The 13971-nt window shown below is 49.8% G+C and carries 12 protein-coding genes and 1 tRNA gene; 7 read left to right on the forward strand and 6 right to left on the reverse strand.

Annotated elements, in window-relative coordinates; translation table 11 throughout:
• The first annotated feature begins 99 nt into the window (after positions 1-99).
• Entirely contained in the window at positions 100-1479 is a 1380-nt protein-coding gene (cysS, locus tag ACXAGR_RS23260; RefSeq protein WP_474846598.1) for a cysteine--tRNA ligase, read from the forward strand.
• Positions 1480-1527: 48 nt separating this feature from the next.
• On the opposite strand, the gene ACXAGR_RS23265 is transcribed toward cysS, so the two are convergent.
• From ACXAGR_RS23265 to gloB, 3 genes are all read right to left on the reverse strand, one after another.
• Positions 1528-2580, reverse strand: a complete 1053-nt coding sequence (locus tag ACXAGR_RS23265) for an ion transporter (protein ID WP_474852816.1) — start codon at positions 2578-2580, stop codon at positions 1528-1530.
• A gap of 6 nt (positions 2581-2586) precedes the next feature.
• Positions 2587-4266 carry a lytic transglycosylase gene (locus ACXAGR_RS23270; protein ID WP_474846594.1) on the reverse strand — a complete coding sequence of 560 codons (1680 nt, stop codon included), beginning with the start codon at positions 4264-4266 and terminating at the stop codon, positions 2587-2589.
• Between the two features lie 64 nt (positions 4267-4330).
• A complete protein-coding gene (gene gloB / locus ACXAGR_RS23275) occupies positions 4331-5128 on the reverse strand; it encodes a hydroxyacylglutathione hydrolase (RefSeq protein ID WP_474846592.1) in 798 nt (265 codons plus the stop codon).
• A gap of 88 nt (positions 5129-5216) precedes the next feature.
• Here gloB and ACXAGR_RS23280 point away from each other — a divergent pair, with 88 nt between their 5' ends.
• Positions 5217-5984, forward strand: a complete 768-nt coding sequence (locus ACXAGR_RS23280; protein WP_474852818.1) for a methyltransferase domain-containing protein — start codon at positions 5217-5219, stop codon at positions 5982-5984.
• Positions 5985-5994: 10 nt separating this feature from the next.
• Here ACXAGR_RS23280 and ACXAGR_RS23285 read toward each other — a convergent pair whose 3' ends face one another.
• Both ACXAGR_RS23285 and metG read right to left on the reverse strand, forming a co-directional pair.
• Positions 5995-7098 (reverse strand): MBL fold metallo-hydrolase, encoded by a 1104-nt coding sequence (locus ACXAGR_RS23285; RefSeq protein ID WP_474852820.1) that lies wholly within the window; start codon positions 7096-7098, stop codon positions 5995-5997.
• Positions 7099-7244: 146 nt separating this feature from the next.
• The gene (gene metG, locus ACXAGR_RS23290; protein ID WP_474846586.1) at positions 7245-9308 is read right to left on the reverse strand and encodes a methionine--tRNA ligase; all 2064 of its coding nucleotides are present in this window, start codon (positions 9306-9308) and stop codon (positions 7245-7247) included.
• A gap of 109 nt (positions 9309-9417) precedes the next feature.
• Between metG and apbC the strand changes: the two genes are divergently transcribed.
• From apbC to ACXAGR_RS23315, 5 genes are all read left to right on the forward strand, one after another.
• Positions 9418-10506, forward strand: a complete 1089-nt coding sequence (gene apbC, locus ACXAGR_RS23295; RefSeq protein WP_474846584.1) for an iron-sulfur cluster carrier protein ApbC — start codon at positions 9418-9420, stop codon at positions 10504-10506.
• A 91-nt stretch (positions 10507-10597) separates the two neighbouring features.
• Entirely contained in the window at positions 10598-11188 is a 591-nt protein-coding gene (dcd, locus tag ACXAGR_RS23300) for a dCTP deaminase (protein ID WP_119501791.1), read from the forward strand.
• 64 nt (positions 11189-11252) lie between these two features.
• Positions 11253-12623 carry an SLC13 family permease gene (locus tag ACXAGR_RS23305; RefSeq protein ID WP_474852822.1) on the forward strand — a complete coding sequence of 457 codons (1371 nt, stop codon included), beginning with the start codon at positions 11253-11255 and terminating at the stop codon, positions 12621-12623.
• Between the two features lie 110 nt (positions 12624-12733).
• Positions 12734-12810, forward strand: a tRNA-Pro gene (locus ACXAGR_RS23310).
• A 241-nt stretch (positions 12811-13051) separates the two neighbouring features.
• Positions 13052-13453 (forward strand): hypothetical protein, encoded by a 402-nt coding sequence (locus tag ACXAGR_RS23315; RefSeq protein WP_474852824.1) that lies wholly within the window; start codon positions 13052-13054, stop codon positions 13451-13453.
• Between the two features lie 43 nt (positions 13454-13496).
• Here ACXAGR_RS23315 and ACXAGR_RS23320 read toward each other — a convergent pair.
• A partial coding sequence (locus ACXAGR_RS23320) for a hypothetical protein (RefSeq protein ID WP_474852825.1) occupies positions 13497-13971 on the reverse strand: 475 nt, incomplete at its 5' end.

Raw genomic sequence — 13971 nt, forward strand, 5'->3', positions numbered from 1 at the left:
TAATCACTGTTAAAAGGCGGCAAAACCTGTGCGACCGCAACGGGTAGTGCTACACTTTCGCCCCGAATTTGAATCCTGAGCTAAAAAACGAGGACAACCATGCTACACCTTTACAACACACTGACCCGGGAAAAAGCCCCTTTTGTACCGCTGAAAGAAGGATGCGTGGGTTTATATGTGTGTGGTATCACGGTGTACGACCTCAGCCACATGGGGCATGCCCGTACCTATTTAAGCTTTGATGTGCTGGTGCGTTATCTGCGCCATCTTGGATTTGATGTGAACTACGTGCGTAACATTACTGACGTAGATGACAAGATTATTGCCAGAGCGAATGAAAATGGCGAAACCACCGGTGAACTGACTGCCCGTACCATCGCCATGATGCACGAAGATTTCGCTGCCATTAATTTACTTGAGCCGGATATCGAGCCCCGTGTAACCACGCATATGGCTGAAATTGTGGATATCATTGAAAAACTGCTGGATAAAGGCTTTGCTTATGTAGCAGAAAGCGGTGATGTGCTGTTTGATGTCAGTAAGTTTGGTGACTACGGCAAACTGAGCAAGCAAAACCTGGAACAGTTACAGGCCGGTGCCCGCGTTGAAGTGGCGGCGGGTAAAGATGATCCGCTGGATTTTGTGCTGTGGAAAAAAGCCAAAGCCGGAGAGCCTTTCTGGACTTCGCCCTGGGGCGACGGCCGTCCCGGCTGGCACATTGAATGTTCTGCCATGAATCACAAGCACCTGGGTGCACACTTTGATATTCATGGCGGCGGCTCTGACTTAACCTTCCCTCACCATGAAAATGAAGTGGCTCAATCCTGCTGCGCCTTTGATACGCCGTATGTAAACACATGGATGCATACCGGTATGGTGCAGGTAGATAACGAGAAGATGTCCAAGTCGCTGGGGAACTTCTTTACCCTGCGTGATGTATTGCAGGAACACGATGCAGAATCCCTGCGTTTCTTCCTGATGTCGGCCCATTACCGCAGTCAGCTGAGCTACTCGCAGGACAATATCACTCAGGCAAAATCAGCGCTGGAACGTTTGTACACGGCTCTTCGCGGTGTGGATATAAACTCTGCCACTGATTTGTCTTACGGCGGTTACCTTGAGCGCTTTGAAACGGCAATGAACGACGATTTGAATGTGCCTGAAGCGATGTCTGTCCTGTTTGACCTGGCCCGCGATCTCAATAAGCAAAAAGCCGGTGCGGAAGAAGCCGGCAAGCTGGCTGCGGTACTGAAAGGACTTGGAGCGATTTTAGGTATTTTGCAAACCGCGCCGGAAACCTGGTTACAGGGCGGCAGCAATGATGATGAGAGCGCCGAAATTGAAGCACTTATCAAGCAACGTAACGATGCCCGTGCTGCGAAAGACTGGCCTGCTGCTGACGCTGCCCGTGATGCATTAGCCGCAATGAATGTTATCCTTGAAGACGGGCCGGCCGGAACGACCTGGCGGAAAGGCTGACAAGCTACAGCACCTTGCAATATGCGCTGAATGAAAGGGCCCGTCGGATTATTCCAACGGGCCTTTTGTTTGATTTTCAATGCCGGCATCAGGCACCGGCCGGTTCTTTTCAGCCAGTTCGGTTTTCCAGCGCTGCTGAGCCACATGGGCTTTCACCAACTCCAGACACTCGTTAATCACTCCCAGCACCTCTTTATCCAAATCATCTGTGACCGGTGTGTAATCGTGTAAACCGGCTTCTACAAAATGATCAATCTTGTGGGCGTCGATGTCAGAAAGTAAGTTAATAATGGATGTGGTCACGATGTCTGTAACAGCCGACTCCAGTGTGCTTTCAATGGTTTTTCCCACCACCGGAATATAGTGCAGAGTCGATACCTGCTCGTTACTTTTCACCGCTTTGCCTACCGACCGTCTGACGTGTTCGCGGATCGCTTCACCATAATGGCCGTCACTGATGGACTGACCGAAATGATTCAGCACACCGGCAACCCATTCAGTCAGAACAGGGCGGCGGGGGGCGAGCACCTGACGGGTGATATCGTCAACCAGTGGTGACCCTGCAGAAATGTCTTTTTGTGCATCGCTGAGCACTTTAACGACAATGCGGTCAGACAGCTCTTCCACAAAAACATCGTAATAAAAGCGGAAGAAACGAAAAATAGCGGTGCGGTTTAAGTCGATGATGTCGAATTTATGCAGCCGGTGCAAAATCGAAAAGATACGCAGGAAACGGAAAATGCGGGTTGCCCCGAGAGGAATGAGGCCGACGATATCGTACCAGTGCAGAAAGGGGAAAAAATACCAGCGCAGATGCTCTTTCCTTACCACTGACACAACCCAGCGAAAGCAAAACTCAACAAAGAAAATACCAATGAATACCAGATCGACAAGAATGAAATTTTTATGGATGGGATCGTAGGTGCCGGTAAATCCCGGCAGCAGAATTTCCAGTTGCTGGTGGATGACGGCAGTGCCGTAGAGAGCATCGAAGAGCAGCCAGGCCAGGTTTACCAGCAATAAACCCAGCATAACCAAATCAAGAATTAACCAGGGCGTTTCATGACTTTTCCGTAAGTTGTCCCAGTTAATTCTCAGCATGGTGGCTTATCCTACATTTTTTAGTCTCGTTACATCCACGTGTAATTTGAGTTTCTGACCAGGTTGCAAATAGCGGTTTTTGCTCAAATTATTCCAGTTGGTGATGTCTGAGATTTTAACATTGAACTTACTGGCTATACGGGAAAGACTGTCTCCCGGTTTAACTGTGTAAGTCAGAGAGCGGATGATGGAAGCGGAGGACTTCTCCGGCGCATCGCCACCTTGCCAGATCACCAGGGTTTTACCGGGCATCAGCGGATCTGCCGGCGCCATGCCATTCCACTTCGCCAGGTCACGGGTGCTGACTTTGTATTTAACGGCTAAATCCCACAGCGTATCGCCGGAGGTGACTTTATGTGTCACTTTCACCGATGAGCGAGGCTTATTCTGTAACGAAGCCAGACGCTGATCCTGTGACAAAGAATAAGAATCCAGTTCTTTTAAAGCAACCGGCACCATGACATAGTCACCGGCGCGGATCATGTTCCCCGACAGACTGTTGACCCTTCTGATGATGTCAGCTGTCGTATGATACTTCTTTGCCAGGCGTAGCAGGCTGTCTCCGCTTTTCACTTTATGACGCACCCAGTTCAGACGGTCATGACGGTCAACGGACGCCAGTTCTGTAGTAAATTGTTCTGCTTTCTCTACCGGAAGCAACAACTGATGAGGGCCATCAGGATCGGTTGCCCAGCGGTTAAAGCCGGGATTCAGGGCATGCAAGTCTTCCAGTTCCATGTCTGCAAGATCGGCAGCAAACGCCAAATCTACCTGTGAGCCGATATCCACCAATTTTACCACTTCAACATTATCAACAGCAGGCCAGGCAAAGCCGTAGTGCTCTTTGTTTTTAAGAATGTCAGCAAGAGCGAGAAGTTTCGGTACGTAGGCGCGTGTCTCGCGGGGTAAATCCAGCGACCAGAAATCTGTAGGTTTACCGGCTTTACGGTTTTGTTTGATGGCTCTGAGTACGCGGCCTTCACCGCTGTTATACGCCGCAAGGGCATGTAACCAGTTGCCGTCGAACATGTTATTCAGGTAGGTAAGGTAATCCAGCGCGCCCTGTGTGGATGCCACCACATCCCGGCGGCCGTCGTACCACCAGGTCTGGCGGATCCCGAAACGTTTCGCTGTGCCCGGAATAAACTGCCACATACCGGCAGCGCGGCCATGGCTGTATGCGAAGGGGTCAAAAGCACTTTCCACGACAGGAAGCAGTGCGATTTCCAGCGGCATATCCCGCTTTTCAATTTCTTCAGTGATGTAGTACAGGAATGGACGTGCACGGTTAACTACACGGGCCATGTACTCAGGGTGTTTCAGATACCAGTTACGCTGGCTGGTTACCCGCTTGTCGTCGGGGATCTCAAAGGCCATTTGTGCAGCCGCGCGGGTCCACACATCATCAATGACAACGTCTTCAGGTTCTTCCGGTTCAACCGCTTCATCCAGCGCCTCGTCCACATCTTCAACAGGGTGCACAACTTCAATGACACCTTCTTTGGCGATTTGACAGTCCTGCTCGTCGTCAATGGTCGTCTGGCCTACTTCACAGGTGTCTGAGTCCTGAGGTTCGGTATACTCAGGCGGTTGCTCACTGGCAATGTCATTCTCACCGGTGGTTTCACAACCACTCAGCATGCCAGCAAGCGCGATACTGGCAATCAGGCCCAGTGCTGATTTCATTAATTAAGTGCCCCGCAAATAAACTTCGAACGTGATAGTGTAACGATTGTTGCCGTCAATTGCATCAAAACTCATCTTTCCAGCGCCGCAGCGCAGCAAATACCGCAGTATCGTCATCTAATTCTTCTCCCTGCCACTGTGATGCAGCGGCTGCCACAGAAGCTTTGTGACTGCGCAGAAAGGGGTTGATGGCCTTTTCTTTTTGCATGCTGGAGGGCAGGGTAATGTTGTCTTCAGACCGCAACTTTTCTACGAGGTTCGCATGTTGCTGTAATTCTTCGTTGTCAGGCTCTACAGCGAGGGCAAACTGCATGTTGGCCTGTGTGTATTCATGGGTACAGAACACACGGGTGTTATTGGGCAAGCGTTTCAGTTTGTTCAGTGAATGGTGCATTTGCGCCGGTGAGCCTTCGAACAGACGTCCGCAGCCACCGGAGAATAATGTGTCTCCGCATAACACCAGTCCGTGACCATAAAATGCAATATGATCGAGGGTATGGCCTGGCAGCTCCATGACCGTAAACGCACAGTTCACCACATTCAGATGAATATCATCACCTTCATCCACAGAGCGGGTAATGCCGCGAATATGTCCGCCAGCCGGGCCGATAACCGGTAATGAAGGATTGGCGGAGGCCAGTCTGGCGATGCCGCCAGTATGGTCGCGGTGGTGATGGGTGATCAACACGGCTTCCAGACTGAGTCCGTTCTGCTTACAAAATGCCAGTACAGGTTCTGCATCGCCCGGATCCACAACCACTGCATGGGTTTGATTGTGCAAACACCAGATATAATTGTCAGTAAAGGCGGGAATAGCGCTGATTTGTACACCGTCGGGAAGGGCGTCAGACATCCTGTTCATGGGGAATCCTGCTTGTTTATCAGTATTAATGCGATACTATAGAAATTAGATAGCAGTGTCGCAACTAATTGGATCAGCCTGAATATTAATGAGACTGGCATACCGTTCTAAACCGCCCGGTTACCCTGAATCCTGGGCTCAGCTACCGGCAGGTGAGGTAATTAAAGATGCTGTGCAGACTGTCAGTAACAGCTTTTCTGGCCGTATCTTCGGCTATCATCTGGTAAAGCTGGGAACACTCAGCAGTGAAATTGCGTTAAGCAAGTGCAACGTCAAACACCAAATCCGTCAGACACCCGTTCAGATCGACGCGACATCTGTGCTGAGTCTGTCTACCGAACTGCCTTACGTTGAGAACAGCATCGACGGGTTTCTGCTGGCCAACGAACTGGACTTTTGTCAGGATCCTCATCAGTTATTACGGGAAGTTGACCGCTGTATCACGCAGGACGGTTACATTATTCTGAGCGGTTTTAACCCTTACAGCCTCACCGGCATCGGCAAATATCTGCCACTGAAACGGGGTAACCTGCTGCATGATGCACGTTTCTTCTCGTCAAGCCGGGTAAAAGACTGGTTACAGTTACTGGGCTACGAAATTATTGAAACCCGCCATATTCTGTTTTCCATGCTGTTTATTAAAAAGCAGTTTTCTTTACCTGCCAGCTGGCATAACCGCATTACCCGCTATTTTCCCTGGTGCAGCTCGGTGTATGTGATCCTTGCCCGTAAACGGGTGATCCCGATGACCACCATCAAGCCCGCGTGGAAACTCAAGCCCCGGTTCTCCGCCGTGGGTGCCAGTATGCGGGTGCAGAATGCAACCCCTGCAGGCCGCGACGGAAGCCGGGGCTGACCGGCAGTTGTCAGAGGTAGAAGGGTTCTCCCTGCTGTGGAAAAATCGGCGTTAGACCATGCGAATTAAGCGCTTCCAGTTCGGATTTTATTTTCAACAGGGTGTTTTCCTGTTTGTTCAGAGACGGCTTTATGTGGGTGATAATGACCTTTAATCCCCGCAATGCGCTTGCCGGATTTTCACTGTCGGTAAGTGCTGCCAGTGTGTCCAGTTCCCGCATCAGCCATGCCGGTGTTAAATGACCGAACAGCGCGTTGTCCGCTCTGTCTGAAGGATAGGACGCTTCAATAAACACGCCTTTTAACCGGCCGCTTTTTATCAGTGGTGCGACGGTTTTCCACAAGCCGGCTAAATGGCCGGTACCTTCCACTGCATCAGGCCCGGTATCTCCCAGATAGAGCACAGCATTGTCATCACACTGGTATAAAAACGCTGAAGACTTGTCAGCACCGGCATGGGACAGCGGATAGGCGGTAAGCGAGCAGCCTGTGTCACCCAGTGTTTGCGCTTCACCGGCCTGCATGTAGGTATAACGGTAGCGGTTCAGTTTGTAGCCGCTTCCCTCATTGGCAAAGTTCGGCCACAGCGCCCAGTTAAATACATTTTCTTTCAGCGTTTTAATAGTGGAGGGCATGGCATAAACCGGTTTCGGCGTATCATCCGTTGCGTTAATCACCAGGCCGGCTACGTGGTCGAGGTGAGCATGGGAAAGTGCATAACCGGTGATATGACGGGTGAGCACATTTCCCTCAACAGTTAAATCCGTTTGTACAGGCAAAGTCGCAAAAGCACCGTTTGCCGCAGCCACTTTCAGGCCGGTCATTACCGAACCGGCATCGAACGCGATATAACGGTGGCTGTAACCGCGCGATATCAGATAGGACGATAAGTTGCTTTCATCCAGTCCGCCTGCCGTACCCAGCGGGATCACTTCAAATGCCGGAGCTGAAACTTTTAGTCCGGCATCAACGGAAGTGGCGGGAGAGGACGGCACTGTACTGCAGCCGCTTAAAAGAAATGTGAGAAGACATGCTGCGCCGGCCAGTACGTTGACTGAAATCCCGGCCCGTGGTTTTACAAAAATCATTGTGACTGAGGCAGAAGGGGTTTGCACAAAGCATATTATCCGCTGCCTTTGCTGTATACCTTTTTGAAAAGCAATGACCTGTGAATTTTATTCATAAAAAAACGGTGCTCATCTGAACACCGTTTTTCGTTTACTGTCGACGTCACCTTTTCAGTTGACCATAGCGCAGCGCATTATTTGACGCGCATACCCGGTTTGGCACCTTCGTGTGGCTCAAGGATATACAAGTCCTTACCACCCGGACCTGCCGCCAGTACCATGCCTTCAGACATACCGAAACGCATCTTGCGCGGAGCCAGGTTGGCAACCATCACGGTGTGTTTGCCAATTAAGTCTTCAGGGGCATAGGCTGACTTGATACCGGCAAATACCTGACGGGTTTCGCCGCCTAAATCCAGCTCTAAGCGCAACAGTTTGTCAGCTTTTTCCACATGCTCGGCATTAGCGATGCGGGCAATGCGGAAATCCACTTTCGCGAAATCATCAAACGTAATTTCTTCACTTATGGGATCTTTCGCCAGCGGGCTTTCAGGATCTAACTTCGGTGCATTTGCTGCAGCCAGGCTTTCTTTTGAGTCTTCTACCATTGCGTCAATCTTATCCATTTCGATGCGTTGCATCATGGCTTTAAATTTATTGATTTCATGACCGGTCAGAACAGTTTGAGTACTTTCCCAGGTCAGCGTATCGTTCAGGAAAGCTTCCGCTTTCTCTGCCAGCACTGGCAATACCGGCTTCAGGTAAGCCACCAGAATACGGAACATGTTAATACCCAGTGAGCACACATCATGGGTAAACTGCTGTTTGCTTTCGTCTTTAATGGTGACCCACGGCGCGTTCGCATCAATGAACTGGTTCGCTTTGTCAGCCAGCGCCATTATTTCACGTACCGCCTGATGATACTTACGGTTTTCAAAGTGCGTGGCGATACTCTCTGATGCGGCATGGAATTCTGCCATCAGCTCTTTATCCAGTACCGTATCTGACAGTTTGCCGTCAAAACGTTTGGTGATGAAGCTGGCACAACGGCTGGCGATATTGACCACTTTACCCACCAGATCTGAATTCACTTTCTGGGCAAAATCAGCAAAATTCAGGTCGATATCCGTTACACCGTCACCCAGCTTGGACGCGAAGTAATAACGCAGGTATTCCGGGTTCAGATGGTCAAGATAGGTACGGCCTTTAATGAATGTACCGCGGGACTTGGACATTTTCGCGCCGTTTACTGTCACGAATCCGTGAATATTCACACCGGTAGGTTTACGGAAACCGGCACCTTCCAGCATGGCAGGCCAGAACAGGCAGTGGAAATACGTAATGTCTTTACCGATGAAGTGATACAGCTCTGTGCCGGTGTCTTTGTTCCAGAAATCGTCAAAGTTAACGTCATTCTGATCACAGAAATTTTGGAAGCTGGCCATGTAACCAACCGGCGCATCTACCCACACGTAAAAGAATTTGTTCGGCGCGCCAGGAATTTCAAAACCGAAATAAGGTGCATCGCGGCTGATATCCCACTGCTGCAGGCCGTCTTCAAACCATTCCTGAAGCTTATTCGCCATTTCAGCCTGAATCGCACCGGAGCGGATCCACTCTTTAAGCATGCCTTCAAATTGCGGCAGGTCAAAGAAGAAGTGCTCAGATTCCTTCAGTATTGGCGTCGCGCCGGAAACTACACTGCGCGGGTTTTTCACTTCTGTCGGGCTGTATGTTGCGCCGCAAACATCACAGCTGTCGCCGTTTTGATCTTCCGCATTACAGCTCGGGCAAGTGCCTTTTACAAAACGGTCCGGCAGGAACATTTCTTTTTGCGGGTCATACAACTGATTGATGGTACGCTTGCTGATGTAGCCTGCTTCATCAAGACGGTTATAAATGGTTTCACACAACGCCTTGTTTTCCGGCGAGTGAGTCACATAATAGTTGTCGTAATCAACGTAGAAGTCCTGCAGATCCTGATGGTGCTCTGCACGGGTACGGGCGACCATTTCTTCCGGCGTAATACCCAGCTCCTGTGCTTTCAGCATAACAGGTGTGCCGTGAGCATCGTCGGCGCAAACACTGTAGCATTCGTTGCCGCGAAGACGCTGGAAACGGGTCCAGATATCGGTCTGGATATGCTCAAGTAAGTGCCCGAGGTGGATAGAGCCGTTAGCATACGGCAGTGCACTGGTTACCAGAATACGGCGTTTCGCATTGTTTCCGGCAACAGAAGTCGACGTGTTTTCAGACATAGTATTATGTTTCTGTTCTCAAGCGTTGAAAAATGGCTGCAAATACTAGCGGAATCGCGCTGCTTTTGCATTACGTAAATAGCGCGACCGCGCATTTTAAAGGTGAATTATGTTCTTTTCCCGAAAGGGTGACAAGCTGGCGCAAACCGCCGCACAGAGTCTGGCTGATTATTATGCCTTAAGCACAGAGCAAACCCAACCGTGGTGTGAGGTAGACAACGGCTGTTTGTCGGTCACACTGCCATTCTGTGCGCTCACTCAACATGCCGTTATCAGAGAAACCATTACAAAAGCATTAACTCAAGCCGGTTTTCCGCTGGTGGAGCTAGCCATTTCCCAGCAGGTTCGCGGCGCTGAAACCGCTATTGCGCCGGTGACAAATATCCGTAACGTGGTTGCGGTCGCATCCGGCAAGGGTGGTGTGGGTAAATCAACCACCAGTCTGAATCTGGCATTTGCGCTGATGCAGGAAGGCGCCAGAGTGGGCATTCTGGATGCGGATATTTACGGCCCATCCGTGCCCATTATGCTGGGCAATCCGCAGGATCATCCGGTCAGCGGCGATAACAAACATATGCAACCGCTGAAAGCCTGGGGCATGGTGGCAAACTCCATCGGATACCTGGTGCCGGCAGAGGACGCGGCAGTATGGCGCGGCCCTATGGCGAGCAGGGCACTGAAACAGTTACTGGATGAAACTTTGTGGCCGGTACTGGATTATCTGATTGTGGATATGCCGCCGGGTACCGGTGATATTCAGCTGACCATGGCACAGCAGGTGCCCCTGAGCGCTGCCGTCATTGTCACCACACCACAGGACTTAGCCGTAGCCGATGCACAAAAAGGCATTTCCATGTTCAACAAGGTGAATGTGCCGGTGGCGGGTTTAATTGAGAATATGAGCTATTACCAGTGTTCTTCGTGCGGTCACACGGATTATTTATTTGCGCAGGACGGCGGTAAAGCGCTGGCTGAACGTTACAATTTACCGTTGCTCGGCGCTTTGCCGCTGGATGTGTCTATCCGCGAGCAGGCCGATTTAGGTAAACCGCTGGTGGCAGATAAACCGGACAGTGAACTGGCCGGAATCTACCGTGAAGCTGCCCGCGCATTGTCCATGCAAATGGCGCTTACATTACCTTCCCGCAGCTCTGAAAGTTACATTCGCGGTGAAACCATCGGGCTGACAAAGTTATAACTGCATAAAACGGTAGTTATGGCGGGTTGTGCGGCTTTAAGCAAAGTCGCATAATACGCGCTGTTTTCTTTCCCTCCTCAGGACATGTGTTATGCGTTTATGCGATCGTGATATTTACGATTATCTTCAGAAAGGCAAAATTAAAATCGACCCTACACCCGGGTATGAGCAAATCAGCGGTGTGACGGTGGATATGCGCCTGGGGAATAAATTCCGCGTTTTTGAAGACCATCAGGCACCTTACATCGACCTGAGCGGACCTAAAGCCGAAGTTCAGGAAGCCCTTAACTCTGTGATGAGTGATGAAATTGAGCTGCCTGAAGGCAAGGCATTCTTTCTGCACCCAGGTGAACTGGCTCTGGCCATTACTCATGAGTCAGTAACCTTGCCGGACAATATTGTCGGCTGGCTGGACGGACGTTCTTCACTGGCAAGGCTCGGCCTGATGGTGCATGTGACAGCGCACCGCATTGATCCCGGCTGGTCCGGTAATATCGTGCTTGAGTTTTATAACAGTGGTAAGTTACCTCTGGCTTTGCGTCCGATGATGAAAATCGGCGCGTTGAGTTTTGAAGTGTTGTCTCAGGCGGCAGAAAAACCGTATAACGCCCGTGCTGATGCCAAATACAAAGGGCAGGCCGGTGCCGTTGCCAGCCGAATTACATCTGATGACGATAAATAAGCCTGTAATCGTTTAATCCCGAATACTCTGTCAGTTTTCGTCTTAAAAGAAACGGAGCCCGGTAATGATAAAAAGCAGTCTCACCCTATTCATTGCCGCGCTGGTAGCGTTGCTTTCAGGCTTTGGTCTGCATTTCGCCGGCCAGCCCGCTGACATTGCGTCCACAACTGCAATCACCGCTTTTGTTGCCATATTATGGGTAACCGAAGCGTTGCCTATTCCTGCTACATCACTCATTCCTTTTGCGCTTTTTCCGCTCGCCGGCGTAATCAGCCATGCCGAAGCGGCATCAGCTCTTGGCAGCCATGTCATCATACTGCTGATGGCTGCATTTATGCTTTCGAAGGGTCTGGAAAAAGCGAATCTGCATAAGCGGTTCGCGATTTATATGTTGCGGCTTACCGGCACGGGAAGCGGTATGAAACTAATTTTGGGCTTCATGCTGACCACAGCTGTTTTGAGTATGTGGATCAGCAACACCGCTACCGTGTTGATGATGCTGCCCATGGCAATGGCCATCATCAACGCAACCAAACATACCCGCTTCGGTATTGTGCTGATCCTTGGTATTGCATACGCGGCCAGTCTTGGCGGTGTCGGTACGCCCATCGGCACGCCGCCGAATATTATCTTTATGAGCGTTTATGAAGAAACGCAGGGCAGTGAATATAACTTCATTGAATGGATGAAAACCGGTGTACCCATTGTGCTGCTGGCAATTCCGGCTATGGCCATGTGGCTCGGACGGGGTCTGGGCAGCATCGGCAACATTGATTTACCGCAGCCCGGTGCCTGGACCTCGGCTGAGAAGCGGGTACTGGCGATATTCGGCACAGTGGCAATGGCCTGGATCTTCAGGCCTTTCTGGACAGGCTGGCTGGGGATCACCACCGTCAGTGACAGCACAATTGCTGTCGCCGGGGTAGTTGCCATGTTTATGGTGAACAGTGGCAAGCCGGACAATGACAAATTACTCGACTGGCCCACTGCCAACGATATTCCCTGGGGTATGCTGCTGTTATTTGCCGGCGGTATCTGCATCGCCAAAGCATTTAAAGCCTCAGGGTTAAGCCTGCTTATGGGCGAGTGGCTGACGGGCCTGTCTACCTTACCTGTATTGCTGCTGGTGTTTTCTATTTGCCTGTTTGTAACGTTCCTGACAGAAATTACCTCCAATACCGCCACTGCCACATTGCTTATGCCCATACTCGCTGCTGCTGGCACCGCTGTGGGCGTCGATCCGAAATTGCTGATGATCCCTGCCGCAATCAGTGCCAGTTGTGCTTTCATGCTGCCCGTTGCCACAGCACCAAATGCTATCGCCTATGCCAGCGGAAAATTCGATATTAAAACCATGGCGAGGGAAGGGATGGTGCTGAATGTCATCGTCGCCAGTGTCATCACCGTGGTGTGTTACCTCACATTACAGGGCTAAAACCGTAGTCCCGGCAGGGATTTGCTCATCATTTAGACGTTCAGTCATCACTGCGCATATTTGTCGTTGCAAAGTGAAGAAAAATAAGTAGACTTATCGGCTCTTTCGGTCGGTGTGTGGCGCAGCTTGGTAGCGCACTGTCATGGGGTGTCAGGGGTCGGAGGTTCAAATCCTCTCACACCGACCAATCTATCCTATTTTTCAATGACTTACCCTAATCATTGATTGCTCCTAAAAAGAGCGTCCCACAATTGTCACAATATACAGTAATCGTTAGTCTATTGATTTTCGCTTTTGACTCCATGTTTTAACTCGCTATCCAATATGTCTGTTTTTCAGGTATACGAGATCTGTGCAGGTCTGAACTAGCTAATTTCTCCTAGATCGAAACTAGTTATCTCTGAGGTTTACCAACTGAGGACTTAACTATGACTAAGAAGACAAAAAACACTGATCTGCAAATCACGTTTATACATCAATTCAAACGCAGTACACGAACTGAATGGCCCGACAAATTCCGTGTTTGCTGGTATTTCAATCCAGAAACTCTGGACTATATCTACGAACATAAAAATGAAAAATTTGTCATTAACGGATTTGTTCTGTCTGATGGGCTGAAGGAGCAACTACCTGAAGAATTCAGGAAGAAGTATTTCGAGCCAGTTGAGAGATGCTTATTGTTTCTGCTTTTCGAACTACAGATTACTAACTTCATTAATTCTGAAGAAGTAGACGAATACGAGTTTGAGAATGTGTTCGGGCTTTCGAAGCGCCGCTACTTTTCAGCAGAAGCTATTGATGAATGGAGTGAACAGATCGAGTTACTTTGAGGGCTGCTTTGCAGCCCTTTTTTGCAAATATTAACCCTATGTATTACTTATCCTGTATAAGCTTAAGTTGATATTTACCCGCGCTTCTTAAGCCATAGACTCTTAATGTATACTCGCCAGCAGCGCGTACACCAATTCCCCAATCAAGTTTTTTCTCAGACCATTCTCTGGTGCTAAATAATTCGTTGCCTGCATCGTCAAGGAATTGCAATTCATACCACATATTATCTCGTTGTGGCTCGCTGATAATACGATAGGCAGTGTTGCCTCTGGCGAGTATTTTGTAGTCTGCAAAGGTTCCGTGCGACATATAGCCAGCTATAGTGTCGTTGGTTCCAATGATATTACTCGGTGAGGTTAGCTCTTCTGGAGTGGCAATAGTCTTGACGTTGAATTGATATTTACCCGCGCTTCTTAAGCCATAGATTCTTAATGTATACTCGCCAGCAGCGCGTACACCAATTCCCCAATCAAGTTTTTTCTCAGACCATTCTCTGGTGCTAAATAATTCGTTGCCT

The sequence above is a fragment of the Alteromonas sp. ABH4_457 genome (genome assembly GCF_056160625.1).

Bases quoted from the DNA above. Each gene is read 5' to 3' on its own strand.
- cysS (WP_474846598.1), top strand. From the start codon at position 100: ATGCTACACCTTTACAACACACTGACCCGGGAAAAAGCCCCTTTTGTA.
- ACXAGR_RS23265 (WP_474852816.1), bottom strand. From the start codon at position 2,580: ATGCTGAGAATTAACTGGGACAACTTACGGAAAAGTCATGAAACGCCC.
- ACXAGR_RS23270 (WP_474846594.1), bottom strand. From the start codon at position 4,266: ATGAAATCAGCACTGGGCCTGATTGCCAGTATCGCGCTTGCTGGCATG.
- gloB (WP_474846592.1), bottom strand. From the start codon at position 5,128: ATGAACAGGATGTCTGACGCCCTTCCCGACGGTGTACAAATCAGCGCT.
- ACXAGR_RS23280 (WP_474852818.1), top strand. From the start codon at position 5,217: ATGAGACTGGCATACCGTTCTAAACCGCCCGGTTACCCTGAATCCTGG.
- metG (WP_474846586.1), bottom strand. From the start codon at position 9,308: ATGTCTGAAAACACGTCGACTTCTGTTGCCGGAAACAATGCGAAACGC.
- apbC (WP_474846584.1), top strand. From the start codon at position 9,418: ATGTTCTTTTCCCGAAAGGGTGACAAGCTGGCGCAAACCGCCGCACAG.
- dcd (WP_119501791.1), top strand. From the start codon at position 10,598: ATGCGTTTATGCGATCGTGATATTTACGATTATCTTCAGAAAGGCAAA.
- ACXAGR_RS23305 (WP_474852822.1), top strand. From the start codon at position 11,253: ATGATAAAAAGCAGTCTCACCCTATTCATTGCCGCGCTGGTAGCGTTG.
- ACXAGR_RS23315 (WP_474852824.1), top strand. From the start codon at position 13,052: ATGACTAAGAAGACAAAAAACACTGATCTGCAAATCACGTTTATACAT.